The following is a 14338-nucleotide window of genomic DNA, read 5'->3' as shown; positions in this document are numbered from 1 at the left end:
AGGCGTGATCGCGAAACGGAGGGCGCGTCATGCGCGGATTTCTCATCGGCGTGCTGGTCATCGGGGTGCTGCTGGCGGCGGGCTTCGTCGCGCTGCTGGTGATGGCCGAGGGGCTGGCGCCGGAGACCGAAGAGATTCGGATCGAGGTGACCGATGACCTGGTGGAATAGTCTCGCCGCCGCAGCGCTCGCCGCGGCGGTTTCCGCGCCTGCGTTCGCCCAGGGCGGCGGCCGCGAGCCGGCCGACATCCAGGTCGCCGAGCTGGGCGACGTCGATCCGTTCGAGGTCGGCGTGCTCGACGTGCTGGACGACGACGTCTGGTCGAGCGGCGAGGCGATCGCCCTGCGCGCGGTGCTCGAGGCGCTGCCGGACTCCGAGGGCGCGGGCTGGACCTCGCCGGTCGCCGCCCGGCTGGCCGAGCGCGCGTTGCTGTCGTCGGGACAGCCGCCGGAGAACGGCCGGGACGCCTTCGCGCTCGCCGCGCTGCGCGCCGACCGGGCGCTGGCGGCCGGCCGCGCAGAGCCCGTTTTCAACCTGCTCGAGCGCACGCCGCGGGTGAACGAATCGCCGGCGCTGTCGCGCCTGCTCGCCGAAACCGGCTTCGCGCTGGGTCGGCTCGACGCCGCCTGCCGGGCCGCCGACGCCCTGCTGGAGGGCCGCGAGGCGCCGTACTGGCTGCGCGCCCGGGCGGCGTGCCTGGCCTTCGACGACAATGTCCGCGCCGCCGAGCTCACCGCCGAGCTCGCCCGGGCGAGCGAAGCCGACGCGGGCTTCGACGCGCTGTTCGACGCCTACACCCTCGACCGGCCCGCGCCCGAAGACGTCCGGCCGGACACCGGGCTCGAGCTGGCGCTCGCCCACGCCGCCTCGCCGGATCGCGCCATCATTCCAGCCGAGGACGCGCCGGGCTGGCTGCATCGCGCCGCCGAACGGACGGGCCCGCCGATCGAACTGCCCGAGACGCTGACCGAGGCGCTGGAGGCCGCCGCCGTGATGGAGGGCGCCGAGCGCGACGCCGCGCTGGGCGCGCTCGTGCACCAGGATCTCGACCGCACCATCGCCGCCGAAGCGCTGGGCATGCGGCTCGACGACGCCGCGGCGGCGGATCGCTTCGTCGAGGTCGCGCGCGGCTATGGCCCGGAGATCGCGAGCCTGCCTATCACCGCCGACACCCTCGCCCACGGGCCAGTCTACGTGCTCGCAGCCGTCCTCGCCGGCGATCTCGACACCGCCCGCGAGTGGCGCGAGGCGCTCTCGGAGGGCCCGCCGCCGGAGGTGATCGAGCAGACCGCGCCGAAGCCGGCCTCCGGCGCTTATTATCCCGCTGACGGCCCGTCCGGGCTGACCCCGCCGGAGACCTTCGAGCCGGAGACCGTCGAGCCGGAATGGACGCCGCCGGAAGCACGCGTGCTCGTCGGGCTCGACTATGCGCTCTCCATCGCCGAGGGCGACATCGCCTCGGGCGCTTTCGAGGCGCTGCTCGCCGCGCGCATCGAGACCGCCAGCTTGCCGCGCCTGTCGCAGGCCGCCGCGCTGGCCGCGCTGGGCGCGCCGGCGTCGGGCGAGCTGCGCGCCGCCATGACCGGCGGCGACCGGCCCGAGGAGGCCGGCATGGTCATCGCCGCGCCGGCGCTCTTGTCGGCGGCGGCCGGCGCGCTCGGCGAGACGCAGCTCCACGCCGCGCGCCTGATCGAGGCCCATCCCGAGGATCCCGAGGCCTACGCCGCCGCGGCGGCCGCGTTGCGCGGCGTTGGGCTGGAGGCCGAGGCGCGGCGCTTCATCCTGGAAGCCGTCGCCGAGGAGGAGGCCGGGTGAGCGAGCGCACTGTCGCGCTCTTCCTCGACATGATGGCCGCCGAACGCGGTGCCTCGCCTCACACGCTGGACGCCTATCGGCGCGATCTCGCCGACATCGCCGGCCGGCTCGCCGCCGACGGCGTCGCCCTCGAGTCGGCGAGGGAGCCGGATCTCGAAGCCGTCCTCTCGGGCATGGCCGCCGACGGGCTGTCGGCGGCGACGGCGGCGCGGCGGCTGTCGGCCGCGCGGCGCTACTACCGCTTCCTGTTGCGCGAGGGCATGCGCGCAGACGATCCCGCCGCCGGGCTGACGGGCCCGAAGAAGCAGCGGCCGCTGCCGAAGGTGCTCTCCGAGGCCGAGGTCGAGGCGCTGTTCGACGCCGCCGAGACCCTGGAGGGCGACGCCGGGGTGCGCGCCCGCGCGCTGCTCGAGCTGCTCTACGCCGGCGGGCTGCGCGTCTCCGAGCTGGTCGCCCTGCCGCTGGCCGCGCTGGCGCGCGCCGAGCGCTGCATCGTCGTCACCGGCAAGGGCGGGCGCGAGCGCCTGGTCCCGCTCACCGACAGCGCGCTCGACGCCGTCGCCGCCTACAAGGCGGTCCGCGCGCGCCACCTGCCGGGCGAGGGCTCGCCGCGGCGGCGCAAGGCCGAGCGCTATCTCTTCCCGTCCGCCACTGCGCGGCGGGGCCATCTCACCCGCGAGCGCTTCGCCCAGATCCTCTCCGAGCTCGCCGTCGCGGCCGGTCTCGACCCGGCCCGCGTGAGCCCGCACGTGCTGCGCCATGCCTTCGCCACGCACCTGCTGGCGAACGGAGCCGACCTCCGAAGCGTTCAGACCCTGCTGGGCCACGCCGACGTGTCGACGACGGAGATCTACACCCATGTGCTCGAGGCGCGCCTGAAGGCGCTCGTCCACGACGCCCACCCGCTCGCGCGCGAGCCCGAGGAATGAAACTGCGGCCCGCGCCTTGCAGGGACGGCCGCACGATTGCCCTCGCCGGGGGCTGCGGCTAGGTTCCCCGCCGTCCTCGGCGGACCGGGCCCGCGGCCGCCGCCGAACTCCGCAGAATTCAGGTTTCCGGATGTCCGACCCGACCCGCACCTATCTCGACTTCGAACGTCCCGTCGCCGAACTGGACGCCAAGATCGAGGAGCTGGAGTCGGTCGCCGCGAACAACGGCGATGACGCGCCCGATCTCGCCGACGAGATCGCCAAGCTGCGCCAGAAATCCGCCGACCAGCTGAAGTCGCTGTATTCCAAGCTCGATCCGTGGCGGAAGACGCTGGTCGCGCGCCATCCCGAGCGGCCGCACCTGCGCGACTATCTCAAGCATCTCATCACCGATTTCGAGGCGCTGTGCGGCGACCGCCGCTTCGGCGAGGACCACGCCATCGTCGGCGGGCTCGGCCGGTTCCGCGGCCGCCCGGTCCTGGTCATGGGCCACGAGAAGGGTCACGACACCCAGAGCCGGCTGCACCACAATTTCGGCATGGCCCGGCCGGAGGGCTATCGCAAGGCGGTCCGCCTGATGGATCTCGCCGAGCGCTTCGACCTGCCGGTCGTCACCTTCGTCGACACCGCCGGGGCCTATCCCGGCGTCGGCGCGGAGGAGCGCGGCCAGTCCGAGGCGATCGCGCGCTCGACCGAGCGCTGCCTGACGCTCGGCACGCCGCTGGTCTCGGTGATCACCGGCGAGGGCGGTTCGGGCGGCGCGGTCGCCGTCGCCTCGGCCAACACCGTCCTCATGCTCGAGCACTCGATCTATTCGGTGATCTCGCCGGAGGGCTGCGCCTCGATCCTGTGGCGCGACGGGGCCCGGGCCAAGGACGCCGCCGTGGCGATGAAGATCACGGCCCAGGACCTGATCGGGCTGAAGATCATCGACGAGATCATCAACGAACCCGTCGGCGGCGCCCATCGCGATCGCGCGCTCGCCATGACGCGCGTGGGCGACGCGATCGAGGCCTCGCTGTCGAGCCTCGACGGCCTCGACGCCGCCGAACTCAAACGCCGCCGCCGCGAGCGCTTCCTTGCGATCGGGCGCAGCCTGCTGGAAGAGTAGCGCGGCCTCAGCCGAGCGGATGCTCCAGCCAGGGCAGGGTCCGTCCCGGCACGGCCTGCGACGGCCGGTCCTCCACGAAACGCGCCCCCATCGCCTCGTAGAAGCCGCGCGATTGCGGGTCGGCGAGGATCGTCATGCGCGTCGCGCCGGCGCGCCGGGCGGCTTCGCGCGCCCAGTCGTAGAGCGCGCGGCCGACGCCGCTTCCGATGGCGGCGGGATCGATGAAGAGAAGCTCGAGCTCGACCGCGCCGTTCTCGAGCCGGCCGAGCTGGGCGACGCCGAGGCGCTGCTCGCCGGCTTCGGCGACGCGGCAGCGGCCATCTTCGATCGCGTCGGGGTCGGCGCGCAGCCAGCGCGCCATGACGGCCATCATCGCGGCGTCATAACCCCACCACGCCTTCGATCGCAGGATCAGCGCGTCGAGCGCGTCGCGTTCGTCGGACCGGGCGGGTCGCAGGACCGGCGCGTCAGCGCGCGCCGACGACGCCATGGCAATGCTTGTACTTCTTGCCCGAGCCGCAGGGGCAGGGCGCGTTGCGCGGCACGCGGCCCCAGGTCGAGGGATCGCCGGGATTGACTTCCGGCGCGGCGCGGCGGCTCGCGATCGGGCTCGCCGGCGCAGTCTCGCGCGGGCTGTCCGGTCCGTCGGCCATCTCGTTGCGGCCGGTGAGCGGATCGGCGTGGCGGGCCTGGATGTCCTCCGGCGGCTGCGGCCGCTGCGGCGGGGCGGCGGCCTCGATGCGCACGTTGGAGAGGATGCGCGTCGTCTCGAAGCGCAGATCGTCGAGCAGGTGCTCGAACAGCGAGAACGCCTCGGTCTTGAACTCGTTGAGCGGATCGCGCTGGGCGTAGCCGCGCAGGCCGATGACCGAGCGCAGCGCGTCGAGATGCTGGAGATGCTCGCGCCATTTCAGGTCGATGGTCTGCAGCAGCATCTGCTTCTCGACCCGGCGCATCAGCTCCGGACCGGTGTCGGCGGCCTTCTCGGCGTAGGCCTCGTCGGCGGCCTTGATCAGGCGCTCGGTGATCTCCTCGTCGGCGATGCCTTCCTCGGCCGCCCAGTCCTTGATGGGCAGCTCAAGGCCGAAATACTTCTCGACGGCTTCGTGCAGGCCCTCGACGTCCCACTGGTCGGCGAAGGCCTTCGGCGGGATGTGGCGGGCGACGAGATCCTCGGCGACCTGGTGGCGCATGTCGCGAACCACGTCGGTGACGTCGTCGGCGGTCATGAACTCGATGCGCTGCTCGAAGATCGCCTTGCGCTGGTCGTTCATGACGTCGTCGAACTTCAGGATGTTCTTCCTGATGTCGAAATTGCGCTGCTCGACCTTCTTCTGGGAGGTCTCGACGGCCTTGGACATCCAGGGGTGCTGGATGGCCTCGCCCTCCTTCATGCCGAGCCCGCGCATGATCCCGTCGAGGCGTTCGGGCGCGAAGATGCGCAAGAGATCGTCCTCGACCGAGATGAAGAAGCGCGAGCGGCCCGGGTCGCCCTGCCGCCCGGAGCGGCCGCGCAGCTGGTTGTCGATGCGCCGGGATTCGTGGCGCTCCGTGCCGATGACGAACAGGCCGCCGGCCTCGATGGCCTTGCGCTTCTTCTCGGCGACGTCGGCGGCGATCTTCTCGCGCTCGGCGGCGATCTCGGCCTCGGTCGGCTCCTTGTCCTTGGACTTCTGCGCCTCGATCCAGTCGGCGATCCGGAAATCGACATTGCCGCCGAGCTGGATGTCGGTGCCGCGGCCGGCCATGTTGGTGGCGATGGTCACCGCGCCGGGCACGCCGGCCTGGGCGATGATGCCGGCTTCCTGCTCGTGATAGCGCGCGTTGAGCACCTGGTGCTTGATCTTGCGCTTCTTCAGCAGCGCCGAAAGGCTCTCCGACTTCTCGATCGAGACCGTGCCGACGAGAATGGGCTGATCCTTGGCGTGGGCCTCCTCGATGCAGTCGAGAATGGCCGCGTTCTTCTCGGCGGCGGTGCGGTAGAGCTCGTCGTCCTCGTCCAGGCGCGCCACCGGCACGTTGGTCGGAATCTCGACGACCTGCAGACCGTATATGCCCTCGAACTCCTCGGCCTCGGTGGCCGCGGTGCCCGTCATGCCGGCGAGCTTGTCGTAGAGCCGGAAATAGTTCTGGAAGGTGATCGAGGCGAGCGTCTGGTTCTCGGGCTGGACCTCGACGCCCTCCTTGGCCTCGATGGCCTGGTGCAGGCCGTCGGAGAGCCGGCGGCCCGGCGTCATCCGGCCGGTGAACTCGTCGATCAGGACGACCTTGTCCTCGCGGACGATATAGTCCTTGTCCTTCTGGAAGATCTTGTGGGCCTTCAGCGCCTGGTTGACGTGGTGGACCACGGAGATGTTCTCGATGTCGTAGAGGTCGCCGCTCTCGAGCAGGCCGTTCTCGCGCAGGACCTCCTCGACATGCTCGTTGCCGTCCTCGGTGAAGGTCACCGAGCGCGCCTTCTCGTCGATGACGTAGTCGTCCTCGTCGAGCAGCGGGATGATCGTGTCGATCGTCTTGTAGAAATCCGTCCGGTCGTCGGTGCGCCCGGAGATGATGAGCGGCGTGCGCGCCTCGTCGATCAGGATGGAGTCGACCTCGTCGACGATGGCGTAGGCGTGCGTGGCCTTCTCCTTCGGCCGGCCGCCGAACTGCACCATCTCGCGCAACGAGTACTTCATGTTGTCGCGCAGATAGTCGAAGCCGAATTCGTTATTGGTGCCGTATGTGATGTCGCAGGCGTAGGCCTGGCGGCGCTCCTCGTCCATCATGCCGTGAACGATCACGCCGGTCGTCAGGCCCAGGCGGGAATAGACCTGGCCCATCCACTCGGAGTCGCGGGCGGCGAGATAGTCGTTGACGGTGACGATGTGGACGCCCTTGCCCGGCAGGGCGTTGAGATAGGCCGCCAGGGTCGAGACCAGCGTCTTGCCTTCGCCGGTCTTCATTTCGGCGATGTCGCCGCGATGCAGCACGATGCCGCCCATCAGCTGGACGTCGAAATGGCGCTGCCCGAGGCTGCGCTTGGCGGCCTCGCGCACCGCGGCGAAGGCCTCCGGCATCAGGTCGTCGAGCTTGGCGCCGTTGTCGAGGCGTTCGCGGAACTCCGCGGTCTTGGCCTTGAGCGCGGCGTCGTCGAGCGCCTCGAAGTCCGGCTCCAGCGCGTTGATCCGTTCGACCTGGCTTTCGAGACGCTTGAGCGTGCGATCGTTGGCTGAGCCGAAGAACTTGCGGGCGAGGTTGAGCATGACGTATCAGCCTTCGAGGAGGCGGTGTCGAAACAGGATCGCCCGGCCGCGCCGAACGGGCGCGGGCGCCGGGCGTCGGTCCGGGCCGAAGTTCCCGGTGACTTAAGGAGGCCGCGGAAAAGTGTCAATCGAACCCCCCGCGCCCGGGCGGCGCCGCATCCCCGCCGGAGCGACGCCTCGCGGCCGCATCGCCGCGGTGCTGGCGGCGGTCTGCGCGTTCGCCGCCGCGGCGTGCTCGGCCGAGCCGGACGTCGACACCGAGCCGCTGGTTGACGAGGCGGAGACGCGCGGCGGGGACGTCGCATTCCGTTTCCTCGACCTGCCCCCGCAGGACGCCGACGACGCCGTCGCCGCCCGCGTCGGCGAGACGGTCATCTACGAGTCCGATGTCCGCCGCGAGGCGGCCGCCCAGGAGATCGTGGAGGATCCCGCCGCGCTCGACCCTTCCGACGCCGCATTCCAGGAAGTGCTCGACGAGCTGATCGAGCAGCGCCTGCTCGCGCTGGAGGCGCGCCGGCGGGGCCTGGCGGACTCGCCCGAGGCGCGGCGGCGCCTCGCGGCCGCCGAGGAGCGCATCATCGGCAATGTCCTCGTCGAGACGGCGGTGTCCGACGCGGTCACCGAGGATGCGATCGAACGCGTCTACGAGGAGCAGATGGATCTCGCCCCGGCGGAGCGCGAGCTGCGCGCCCGCCACATCCTGGTGGACACCCGCGAAGAGGCCCGCGAGATCGCGCGGCTGCTGAGCGAGGGCCGGGACTTCGCCCAGCTCGCCCGCCAGGTCAGCCAGGATCCGAACACCCGGCTCGAGGGCGGCGACCTGGGCTGGTTCACCCGCGACGGGATTCTGCCGGAATTCGCCAGGATCGCCTTTTCGCTGCCGGTGGGCGGCGTGTCCGAGCCCTTCCAGACCGAGTACGGATGGCATGTCCTGGAGGTGACCGACCGGCGCAATCGCCCGCGGCCGGGGCTCGAGGAGATGCGCGCGCGTATCGTGCGCTTCCTCACGCTCGAGGGGATCCGCGTCCTGCTCGACGAGATCCGCGAGACCTATCCCGTCACACGCGTCGCCTCGCCGGCGCCGCCCGGCCTGCGCGCGCCGACGTCGGAATCCGACGGCGCAGAGGGGGATGACGGGACCGCCTCTCAAGGTAACCCGGGATAAACCATGCCGGGCGGGAAAGCTCGAACGGAGCGCCGATCCATGACATCGTCCAACGGCTCGCTCTTGCTGGTGGCGGCTTGCGCCCTGCTCGACGCGGACGGCCGGGTCCTGCTCTCGCGTCGTCCTCAGGGCAAACCGCAGGCCGGTCTCTGGGAGTTTCCCGGCGGCAAGGTCGAGCCCGCGGAGACGCCGGAACAGGCCGTCGTCCGCGAGCTGAGGGAAGAGCTGGGAGTGGAACCGTGCGAGCGATGTCTTCAACCATTCGCCTTCGCGTCGCAGCCGATGAGCGACGGGCGGCAGATCCTGATGCCGCTGTACGTGTGTCGGCGCTGGGACGGGTTCCCCGACCCGAAGGAAGGCCAGAAGATCGCCTGGGCGCGGCCGACCGAGCTGGATCGCTTCGACATGCCGGCGCCGGACGTGCCGCTGGCCGCGGAGCTGCGCGACCGTCTCAGCGGCGCGCGCGTTCTGGACTGAGCGCCTTCCTCGCCGACGAGAGCGGGGCGACGGCGATCGAGTACGGCCTCATCGCGGGGATCATCTCCATCGTCATCATCAGCGCCACCACCTCGATCGGCGGCACGCTGACGGGCTGGGCCTGGGACGTGGTCAACGGCTTCAGCTAACCGCCGGCTTTCTCGCCCGCTGAAACCTCCTTTGCGCCGAGCGCATCGGCCAGGCGCGCCTGCGCCGAACCGGGCCGCTTGGGCCGCGGCTGGTCGGGATGCGGCGCCCAGCCCGCCGCATGCAGGATCTCGAAGCTCGCCGGAACGCGGCCGTCGTCTTCGGCGAAGCGCTCTGCGTAGACCGCCTCCATGCGCTCGAACAGCGCCCGCCCCGCCGGCGTGCGGGGCCGGCCGGCAAGCGCGCTCGTCTCGCCCATGCCCCTGAGATCGCGCATAAGCGCCCCGGCGTCGGGGTAGCGCGCCTTCAGCCGGTCGACGTCGGAGACCGGCATGGCGAAGCCGGCCCGGCCGAGCAGCCCCGCCAGATCGATCGTGTCCGCGAACGGCGAGACCCGCGCCGCCGCGCCGCCGCTGACCTCGCTTTCGGCGGCGAGCATCGCCTGGCGCAGCTCGGTGAGCGTCGCGCCGCCCAGCATCGCCCCGGCGAAGAAACCGTCGGGCCTGAGCGCCAGATTGATCTGGACCAGCGCGCCGACGAGATCGTTGGTCCAGTGCAGCGACAGGCAGGACAGCACGAGATCGACGCTTGCATCCGCGATCGGCAGGCGCTCCTCGTCGAGGCACAGCGCCGGGCCGGCGGCGCGGCGCGCCATTGGTTCGGACAGGTCCGCCTCGATCAGCGTTCCAATCTTCTCCGCGGCGTGCGGCCGCTCCGCGAGTGCGCGCCCCACGGCTCCGCCGCCGCCCAGAATCAGGCAGGTGTCGAAATCCCGGCTGACCGATTCGACGCGGTCGAGCAGATCGTCCGCGACACGGGCGTGGAGAAAGTCGTAACGTGAGAATTCGCGTGCGGCGCGATTCCGGCGCACGCGGACGAGCGCCCGGTCGAACAGGACGGGCGGTCCGGAGGAGGCGGGCGATGGCGCGTCCGGATCCATGGCCGCGATATGGACCGGCGGCGGCGCGAAGAAAAGCCCGCGCCGCGCTCGCGGCGCTGGCCGACCTCGTCTGGCCGCCGCTCTCGCCCCTGTCGAACGCCGAGGTCGACGCGCCCGGCCGGCTGACGCCGGCCGACTGGTCGCAGATCGCCTTCCTCGAGCCGCCCTGGTGCGCGGCGTGCGGGGTTCCCTTTCCCTATCCCGCCGGGGAAGGCGCGGTGTGCGGCGCCTGCGCGGCGCGGCCGCCGAGGGTGTCCCGGGCGCGCTCGGCGCTGGTCTACGACGCGGCGAGCCGCGCGCTGGCGCTGCAGCTCAAGCACGCCGGGCGCACGGACGGACTCGCCGCCTTCGGCCGCTGGATGGCGCGGGCCGGCGGCGACCTGCTCGCCGACGCCGATGCGCTCGTGCCCGTGCCGCTGCATCGCCGGCGGCTGCGGGCGCGGCGCTTCAATCAGTCGCTGCTGCTGGCGCGGGCGGTGTCGCGCGTCACGGGGCTTCCGGTCGACGCCCATGCGCTGGCGCGCGTGAAGCCCACGCCGAGCCAGGGCGGGCGCAGCGCCAAGGCGCGCATGCGCAATGTCTCGGGCGCGTTCGCGGCGCGGGACCCGGGGCGAGTCCGCGGGGCGCGGCTGGTGCTGATCGACGATGTCTACACGACCGGCGCGACGCTGGAGGCGTGCGCCCGCGCGCTCGCGCGCGGCGGCGCCGCGGATGTGATGGCGATAACGCTCTCGCGCGTTGTAAGGCCGGTGGACCCGCTTAAATAGGGGGTGTTACCAGTCCGACCGCAACGCCCGGAGACCGCCGCCCATGCCCGCCGTGACGATCTACACCCGCCCCCTCTGCCCTTACTGCGTGCGCGCCGTCGCGCTGCTCAAGGACAAGGGCGTCGCGTTCGACGAGATCGACGCGGGCTTCAATCGCGAGAAGAAGGACGAGATGATGCGCCGGGCCGGCGGACGTCGGACCTTCCCGCAGATCTTCGTCGGCGAGACGCATGTCGGCGGCTGCGATGAGCTCGTCGCGCTCGAGCGCGCCGGCGAACTCGATCCGCTTCTCAAGCGTGAAGGCGCGGCATGACCAAACGCACTATCGGCCTCGTCCAGATGCGCACGGGCGTCGATCCGGCGCGCAATCTCGACGACGCCGAGGCGCTGATCCGCGAGGCGGCCGGCGAAGGCGCGTCCCTGGTGATGACGCCCGAGACGACGCACCTGATGCAGCGCGACGGCGACACGCTGTTCGACGTCGTCAGGACTCCCGAGGCCGATCCGGCGATCCCGCGCTTCTCCGCGCTGGCCCGCGAGCTCGAGATCGATTTGCTGGCGGGGTCGCTGGCGCTCGCCGGTCCCGACGGCCGCGCGGTCAACCGCTCGCACCTGTTCGGACCGGACGGGTCGCTGAAGGCCGTCTACGACAAGATCCACATGTTCGACGTCAAGATCGGACCCGACGAGACCTGGTCGGAATCGACCAATTACAAGCCCGGCGACCGCGCCGTGCTCGCCGACGTCGGCGGCGACGTCCTCGGCCTGACGATCTGCTACGACCTGCGCTTCGCCTATCTCTACCGCCGCCTCGCCCAAGCGGGCGCGACGATGCTCGCCGTGCCGTCGGCCTTCACCCGGCCGACCGGCCGCGCCCACTGGGAGGTGCTCTTGCGCGCCCGCGCCATCGAGACGGGTTCCTTCATCCTCGCCCCCGCCCAGGGCGGCGCCCACGAGGACGGGCGCAAGACCTGGGGCCGGTCAATGGTCGTCGGCCCGTGGGGCGAGATCGTCGCCGCGCTGGACCACGACGAGCCGGGCGTGCTCCTCGCCGAGATCGACGCCGACGCCGCGACGAAGGCCCGCGAGCGCATTCCCGCGCTCGCCGGCGATCGCGACTTCGCCGGCCCGGATCCGCTGAAGCGATGATCCGCTACGCGCTCGTCTGCGGCCACGACCACCGCTTCGAGGCGTGGTTCTCGTCTTCGGCCGAGTACGATCGCCAAGCCGCGGCCGGCCTGGTCGAATGCCCCGAATGCGGCGCGACCGACGTCGGCAAGCAGATCATGGCGCCGGCGGTGGCGACGTCGCGCAAGCGCGAGACCATGACCGGCGGCGGGCCGGACTCCGCGCCCGACCTCGCCGACGTCGCGCGCAAGGTGCGCGCCCATATCCGCACCCATTACGACCATGTCGGCGAGCGTTTCGCCGACGAGGCCCGCGCCATGCACCGCGGCGACAAGCCCGAGCGGCTGATCTACGGCGAGACGACGCCCGAAGAGCGCGAGACGCTCAAGGAGGAGGGCGTGCCCTGCGCGCCGCTGCCCGACGCGCTCGCCCCGACCCCGCCGAAGAAGGCGAACTAACCCGGCTTCACCGCCGCGAGCAGGTAGTTCACCCCGGCGTCGCCGGAGATGAAGAAGCGGTCCTTGAGCGGATTGTAGCTCACCCCGACCGGCTCGCGCGGCACGAAGCCCTGGGCGGTCAGCGCGGCCTTCACCTCCTCGGGCTTTACGAGCTTTTCGAAGCGGTGCGTGCCCCTGGGCAGCCAGCCCATGACGTACTCGGCGCCGAAGATCGCGGTGGCGAAGGCGCGCGCGGTGCGGTTGATCGTGCCCACGATCATCACCCCGCCGGGCTTCACCAGCTTGGCGCAGTCGGCAAGGAAGGCGTCGGGGTCGGCGACGTGCTCGACCACCTCGAGATTGAGCACGACGTCGAACTGGTCCGGCCCGTCGGCGTCGAGCAGCTGCTCGGCGGTCCCGTGGCGATAGTCGATGTCGAGCCCGGCCTCCTCGGCGTGGACCATCGCCGTCTTGATGTTCGCGGTCGCGGCGTCGACGGCGGTGACCGTCGCGCCCAGCCGCGCCATCGGCTCGGAGACGAGCCCGCCGCCGCAGCCGATGTCGAGCAGTTTCAGGCCGGTGAGCGGCTCGGCGCCCTCTCGGTCGAAATGATCGCAGAGCACCTCGCGGATATAGGTCAGGCGCGCGGGATTGAACTTGTGCAGCGGGGCGAACTTGCTTTTCGGGTCCCACCATTCCTCGGCCATGGCCGAGAACTTCTCGATCTCGTGCGGGTCGATCGAGGGGGTTTCGAGGGTTTCGGGCGCGGCGGCCTGGGCCATGATGACACCTTCACGGGCGGCGGATCGGCGCGGCGCGCGTTTGCGCGGCCGCGGGCGAGGCTGTAGGGAACGGGGCCGTCCCGCTCCCGCCGGGGAATATGGTCCGGGCCGGCGGCGATATCGAGCCCGTTTGCGCGTCGAGGCGAACCGACCCCTCTCATGACCCCGCTCGTGCTGAAATTCGGCGGCACCTCCGTGGCGAGCCCGGAGCGTCTGCGCCAGGCCGCGGCGATCGTCGCCGCCGAGCGCGCGCGCCGGCCCGTCGCGGTCGTCGTCTCGGCGATGGCTGGCGAGACCGACCGCCTGCTCGGCCTGGCGCGGGATCTCGGCGGCGAGATCGGCGAGGCCGAGACCGATGTCGCGCTGGCCTCCGGCGAACAGACGTCGGCCGCGCTGACAGCGCTGGCGTTGAAGGAGGCCGGCCTCGCCGCGCGCAGCCTGCTCGCCTGGCAGCTGCCGATCGCGGTGGAGGGGCCGCCCGGCGGGGCGCGCATCACCGGCGTCGATCCTGGTCCGCTGCGCGCGCTGATCGAGGCCGGCGTCGTTCCGGTCGTCGCCGGCTACCAGGGGATCGCCGAGGACGGGAGGCTGGCGACGCTGGGCCGCGGCGGCACCGATCTCACCGCCGCCGCCGTCGCCGCGGCGATCGGCGGGGATTGCGACATCTACACCGATGTCGACGGCGTTTACACGACCGATCCGCGCATCGCGCCCGAGGCGCGCCGCGTCGAGCGCATCTCCCACGACGAGATGCTCGAACTCGCCGCGATGGGCGCGAAGGTGCTGCAGAGCCGTTCGGTCGAGTACGCCAAGGCCAGGAACGTGGCGCTGCGCGTGCGCTCGAGCTTCCTCGAGCCGGGCGCCAGCGAAGGCACGACGGTCGTCGCGGCCGAGGGCGTCGCCGAGCGCCGCGTCGTCTCCGGCGTGGCCTATGCGCGCGATCAGGCGCGTCTCGCCGTCATGGGCCTGCCCGAGAGCGGGGAGGGCGCTGCGGCCCTGTTCGCCGCGCTGGCCGAGGCCGACGTTCATGTCGACATGATCGTGCAGGCGCGCGCCCGCGCCGGCGGGGTCAATCTGGAATTCTCCGTCGAGCGGCGCGATCTCGATCGCGCGCTCGCCGCCGCGGACGCGCTGGATCTCGCCGGCGCGGAGATCAGCCACGAGACCGATCTCGCCAAGGTCTCCGTCGTCGGCGTGGGCCTGCGCGGCCGCGCCGACATCGCCCGCACGCTCTACGCCGTGCTGGGCGGCGAGGGGATCGCCGTGCGCATGGTCGCGACCTCGGAGATCAAGATCTCCGCGCTGGTCGAGGCCGATCTTCTGGAGAAGGCCGTGCGCGCCCTGCATGCGGCCTACAAGCTGGAGGAGGCTTGACGGCCTCGCCTGCGGCGGCCC

The 14338-nt window shown here is 71.7% G+C and carries 16 protein-coding genes; 12 read left to right on the top strand and 4 right to left on the bottom strand.

The genetic code is table 11. The features are described 5' to 3' along the window. Positions 1-29: 29 nt before the first annotated feature. From DDZ18_RS13945 to DDZ18_RS11495, 4 genes are all read left to right on the top strand, one after another. Positions 30-170, top strand: a complete 141-nt coding sequence (locus tag DDZ18_RS13945) for a hypothetical protein (protein WP_158272145.1) — start codon at positions 30-32, stop codon at positions 168-170. Beyond that, positions 154-1815 (top strand): hypothetical protein, encoded by a 1662-nt coding sequence (locus DDZ18_RS14160; RefSeq protein WP_109253535.1) that lies wholly within the window; start codon positions 154-156, stop codon positions 1813-1815. The genes DDZ18_RS13945 and DDZ18_RS14160 overlap by 17 nt, the downstream gene beginning before the upstream one ends. Beyond that, positions 1812-2744, top strand: coding sequence for a tyrosine recombinase (locus DDZ18_RS11500; RefSeq protein ID WP_109253534.1), 933 nt, complete (start codon positions 1812-1814; stop codon positions 2742-2744). Before DDZ18_RS14160 ends, DDZ18_RS11500 begins: the two co-directional genes overlap by 4 nt. A 130-nt stretch (positions 2745-2874) precedes the next feature. Next, on the top strand, positions 2875-3855 hold the full coding sequence (locus DDZ18_RS11495; RefSeq protein ID WP_109253533.1) for an acetyl-CoA carboxylase carboxyltransferase subunit alpha: 981 nt from the start codon (positions 2875-2877) through the stop codon (positions 3853-3855). A 7-nt stretch (positions 3856-3862) separates the two neighbouring features. Here DDZ18_RS11495 and DDZ18_RS11490 read toward each other — a convergent pair whose 3' ends face one another. Further along, positions 3863-4345: a GNAT family N-acetyltransferase gene (locus tag DDZ18_RS11490; protein ID WP_109253532.1), complete on the bottom strand. Its 483-nt coding sequence runs from the start codon at positions 4343-4345 to the stop codon at positions 3863-3865. After that, positions 4323-7100, bottom strand: coding sequence for a preprotein translocase subunit SecA (secA, locus tag DDZ18_RS11485; RefSeq protein WP_109253531.1), 2778 nt, complete (start codon positions 7098-7100; stop codon positions 4323-4325). The genes DDZ18_RS11490 and secA overlap by 23 nt, the downstream gene beginning before the upstream one ends. 121 nt (positions 7101-7221) lie before the next feature. Here secA and DDZ18_RS11480 point away from each other — a divergent pair, with 121 nt between their 5' ends. Genes DDZ18_RS11480 through DDZ18_RS14310 form a run of 3 tightly spaced genes read left to right on the top strand, consistent with a single transcriptional unit; the run spans position 7222 to position 8891 of the window. After that, complete coding sequence (locus DDZ18_RS11480; protein ID WP_109253530.1) at positions 7222-8265, top strand: peptidylprolyl isomerase; 1044 nt, start codon at positions 7222-7224, stop codon at positions 8263-8265. 39 nt (positions 8266-8304) lie between these two features. Beyond that, on the top strand, positions 8305-8742 hold the full coding sequence (locus DDZ18_RS11475; protein WP_109253529.1) for a (deoxy)nucleoside triphosphate pyrophosphohydrolase: 438 nt from the start codon (positions 8305-8307) through the stop codon (positions 8740-8742). Next, a complete protein-coding gene (locus DDZ18_RS14310; RefSeq protein ID WP_109253609.1) occupies positions 8739-8891 on the top strand; it encodes a Flp family type IVb pilin in 153 nt (50 codons plus the stop codon). The genes DDZ18_RS11475 and DDZ18_RS14310 overlap by 4 nt, the downstream gene beginning before the upstream one ends. Here the strand turns inward: DDZ18_RS14310 and DDZ18_RS11465 are convergent. Then, complete coding sequence (locus DDZ18_RS11465) at positions 8888-9829, bottom strand: methyltransferase domain-containing protein (protein WP_109253528.1); 942 nt, start codon at positions 9827-9829, stop codon at positions 8888-8890. The genes DDZ18_RS14310 and DDZ18_RS11465 overlap by 4 nt on opposite strands. Between DDZ18_RS11465 and DDZ18_RS11460 the strand changes: the two genes are divergently transcribed. From DDZ18_RS11460 to DDZ18_RS11445, 4 genes are read left to right on the top strand one after another with little or no spacing between them, the layout of a single operon-like run. Beyond that, a complete protein-coding gene (locus tag DDZ18_RS11460) occupies positions 9811-10596 on the top strand; it encodes a ComF family protein (protein WP_199241154.1) in 786 nt (261 codons plus the stop codon). The two genes, DDZ18_RS11465 and DDZ18_RS11460, sit on opposite strands and share 19 nt — an antisense overlap. Before the next feature lie 43 nt (positions 10597-10639). Then, the gene (gene grxC, locus DDZ18_RS11455; RefSeq protein ID WP_109253526.1) at positions 10640-10909 is read left to right on the top strand and encodes a glutaredoxin 3; all 270 of its coding nucleotides are present in this window, start codon (positions 10640-10642) and stop codon (positions 10907-10909) included. Continuing rightward, entirely contained in the window at positions 10906-11745 is an 840-nt protein-coding gene (locus tag DDZ18_RS11450) for a carbon-nitrogen hydrolase family protein (RefSeq protein ID WP_109253525.1), read from the top strand. Before grxC ends, DDZ18_RS11450 begins: the two co-directional genes overlap by 4 nt. Then, positions 11742-12182 (top strand): DUF1178 family protein, encoded by a 441-nt coding sequence (locus DDZ18_RS11445; RefSeq protein WP_109253524.1) that lies wholly within the window; start codon positions 11742-11744, stop codon positions 12180-12182. The genes DDZ18_RS11450 and DDZ18_RS11445 overlap by 4 nt, the downstream gene beginning before the upstream one ends. On the opposite strand, the gene ubiG is transcribed toward DDZ18_RS11445, so the two are convergent. Next, positions 12179-12943 (bottom strand): bifunctional 2-polyprenyl-6-hydroxyphenol methylase/3-demethylubiquinol 3-O-methyltransferase UbiG, encoded by a 765-nt coding sequence (ubiG, locus tag DDZ18_RS11440; protein ID WP_109253523.1) that lies wholly within the window; start codon positions 12941-12943, stop codon positions 12179-12181. The two genes, DDZ18_RS11445 and ubiG, sit on opposite strands and share 4 nt — an antisense overlap. A gap of 159 nt (positions 12944-13102) precedes the next feature. On the opposite strand from ubiG, the gene DDZ18_RS11435 reads away from it, so the two are divergent. Next, positions 13103-14317, top strand: a complete 1215-nt coding sequence (locus DDZ18_RS11435) for an aspartate kinase (protein WP_109253522.1) — start codon at positions 13103-13105, stop codon at positions 14315-14317. The last annotated feature ends 21 nt before the right edge of the window (positions 14318-14338 follow it).

It is taken from the genome of Marinicauda salina (assembly GCF_003122085.1).
Classification (GTDB): domain Bacteria; phylum Pseudomonadota; class Alphaproteobacteria; order Caulobacterales; family Maricaulaceae; genus Maricicauda_A; species Maricicauda_A salina.
This window is presented reverse-complemented; position numbering and strand designations above follow the sequence as displayed.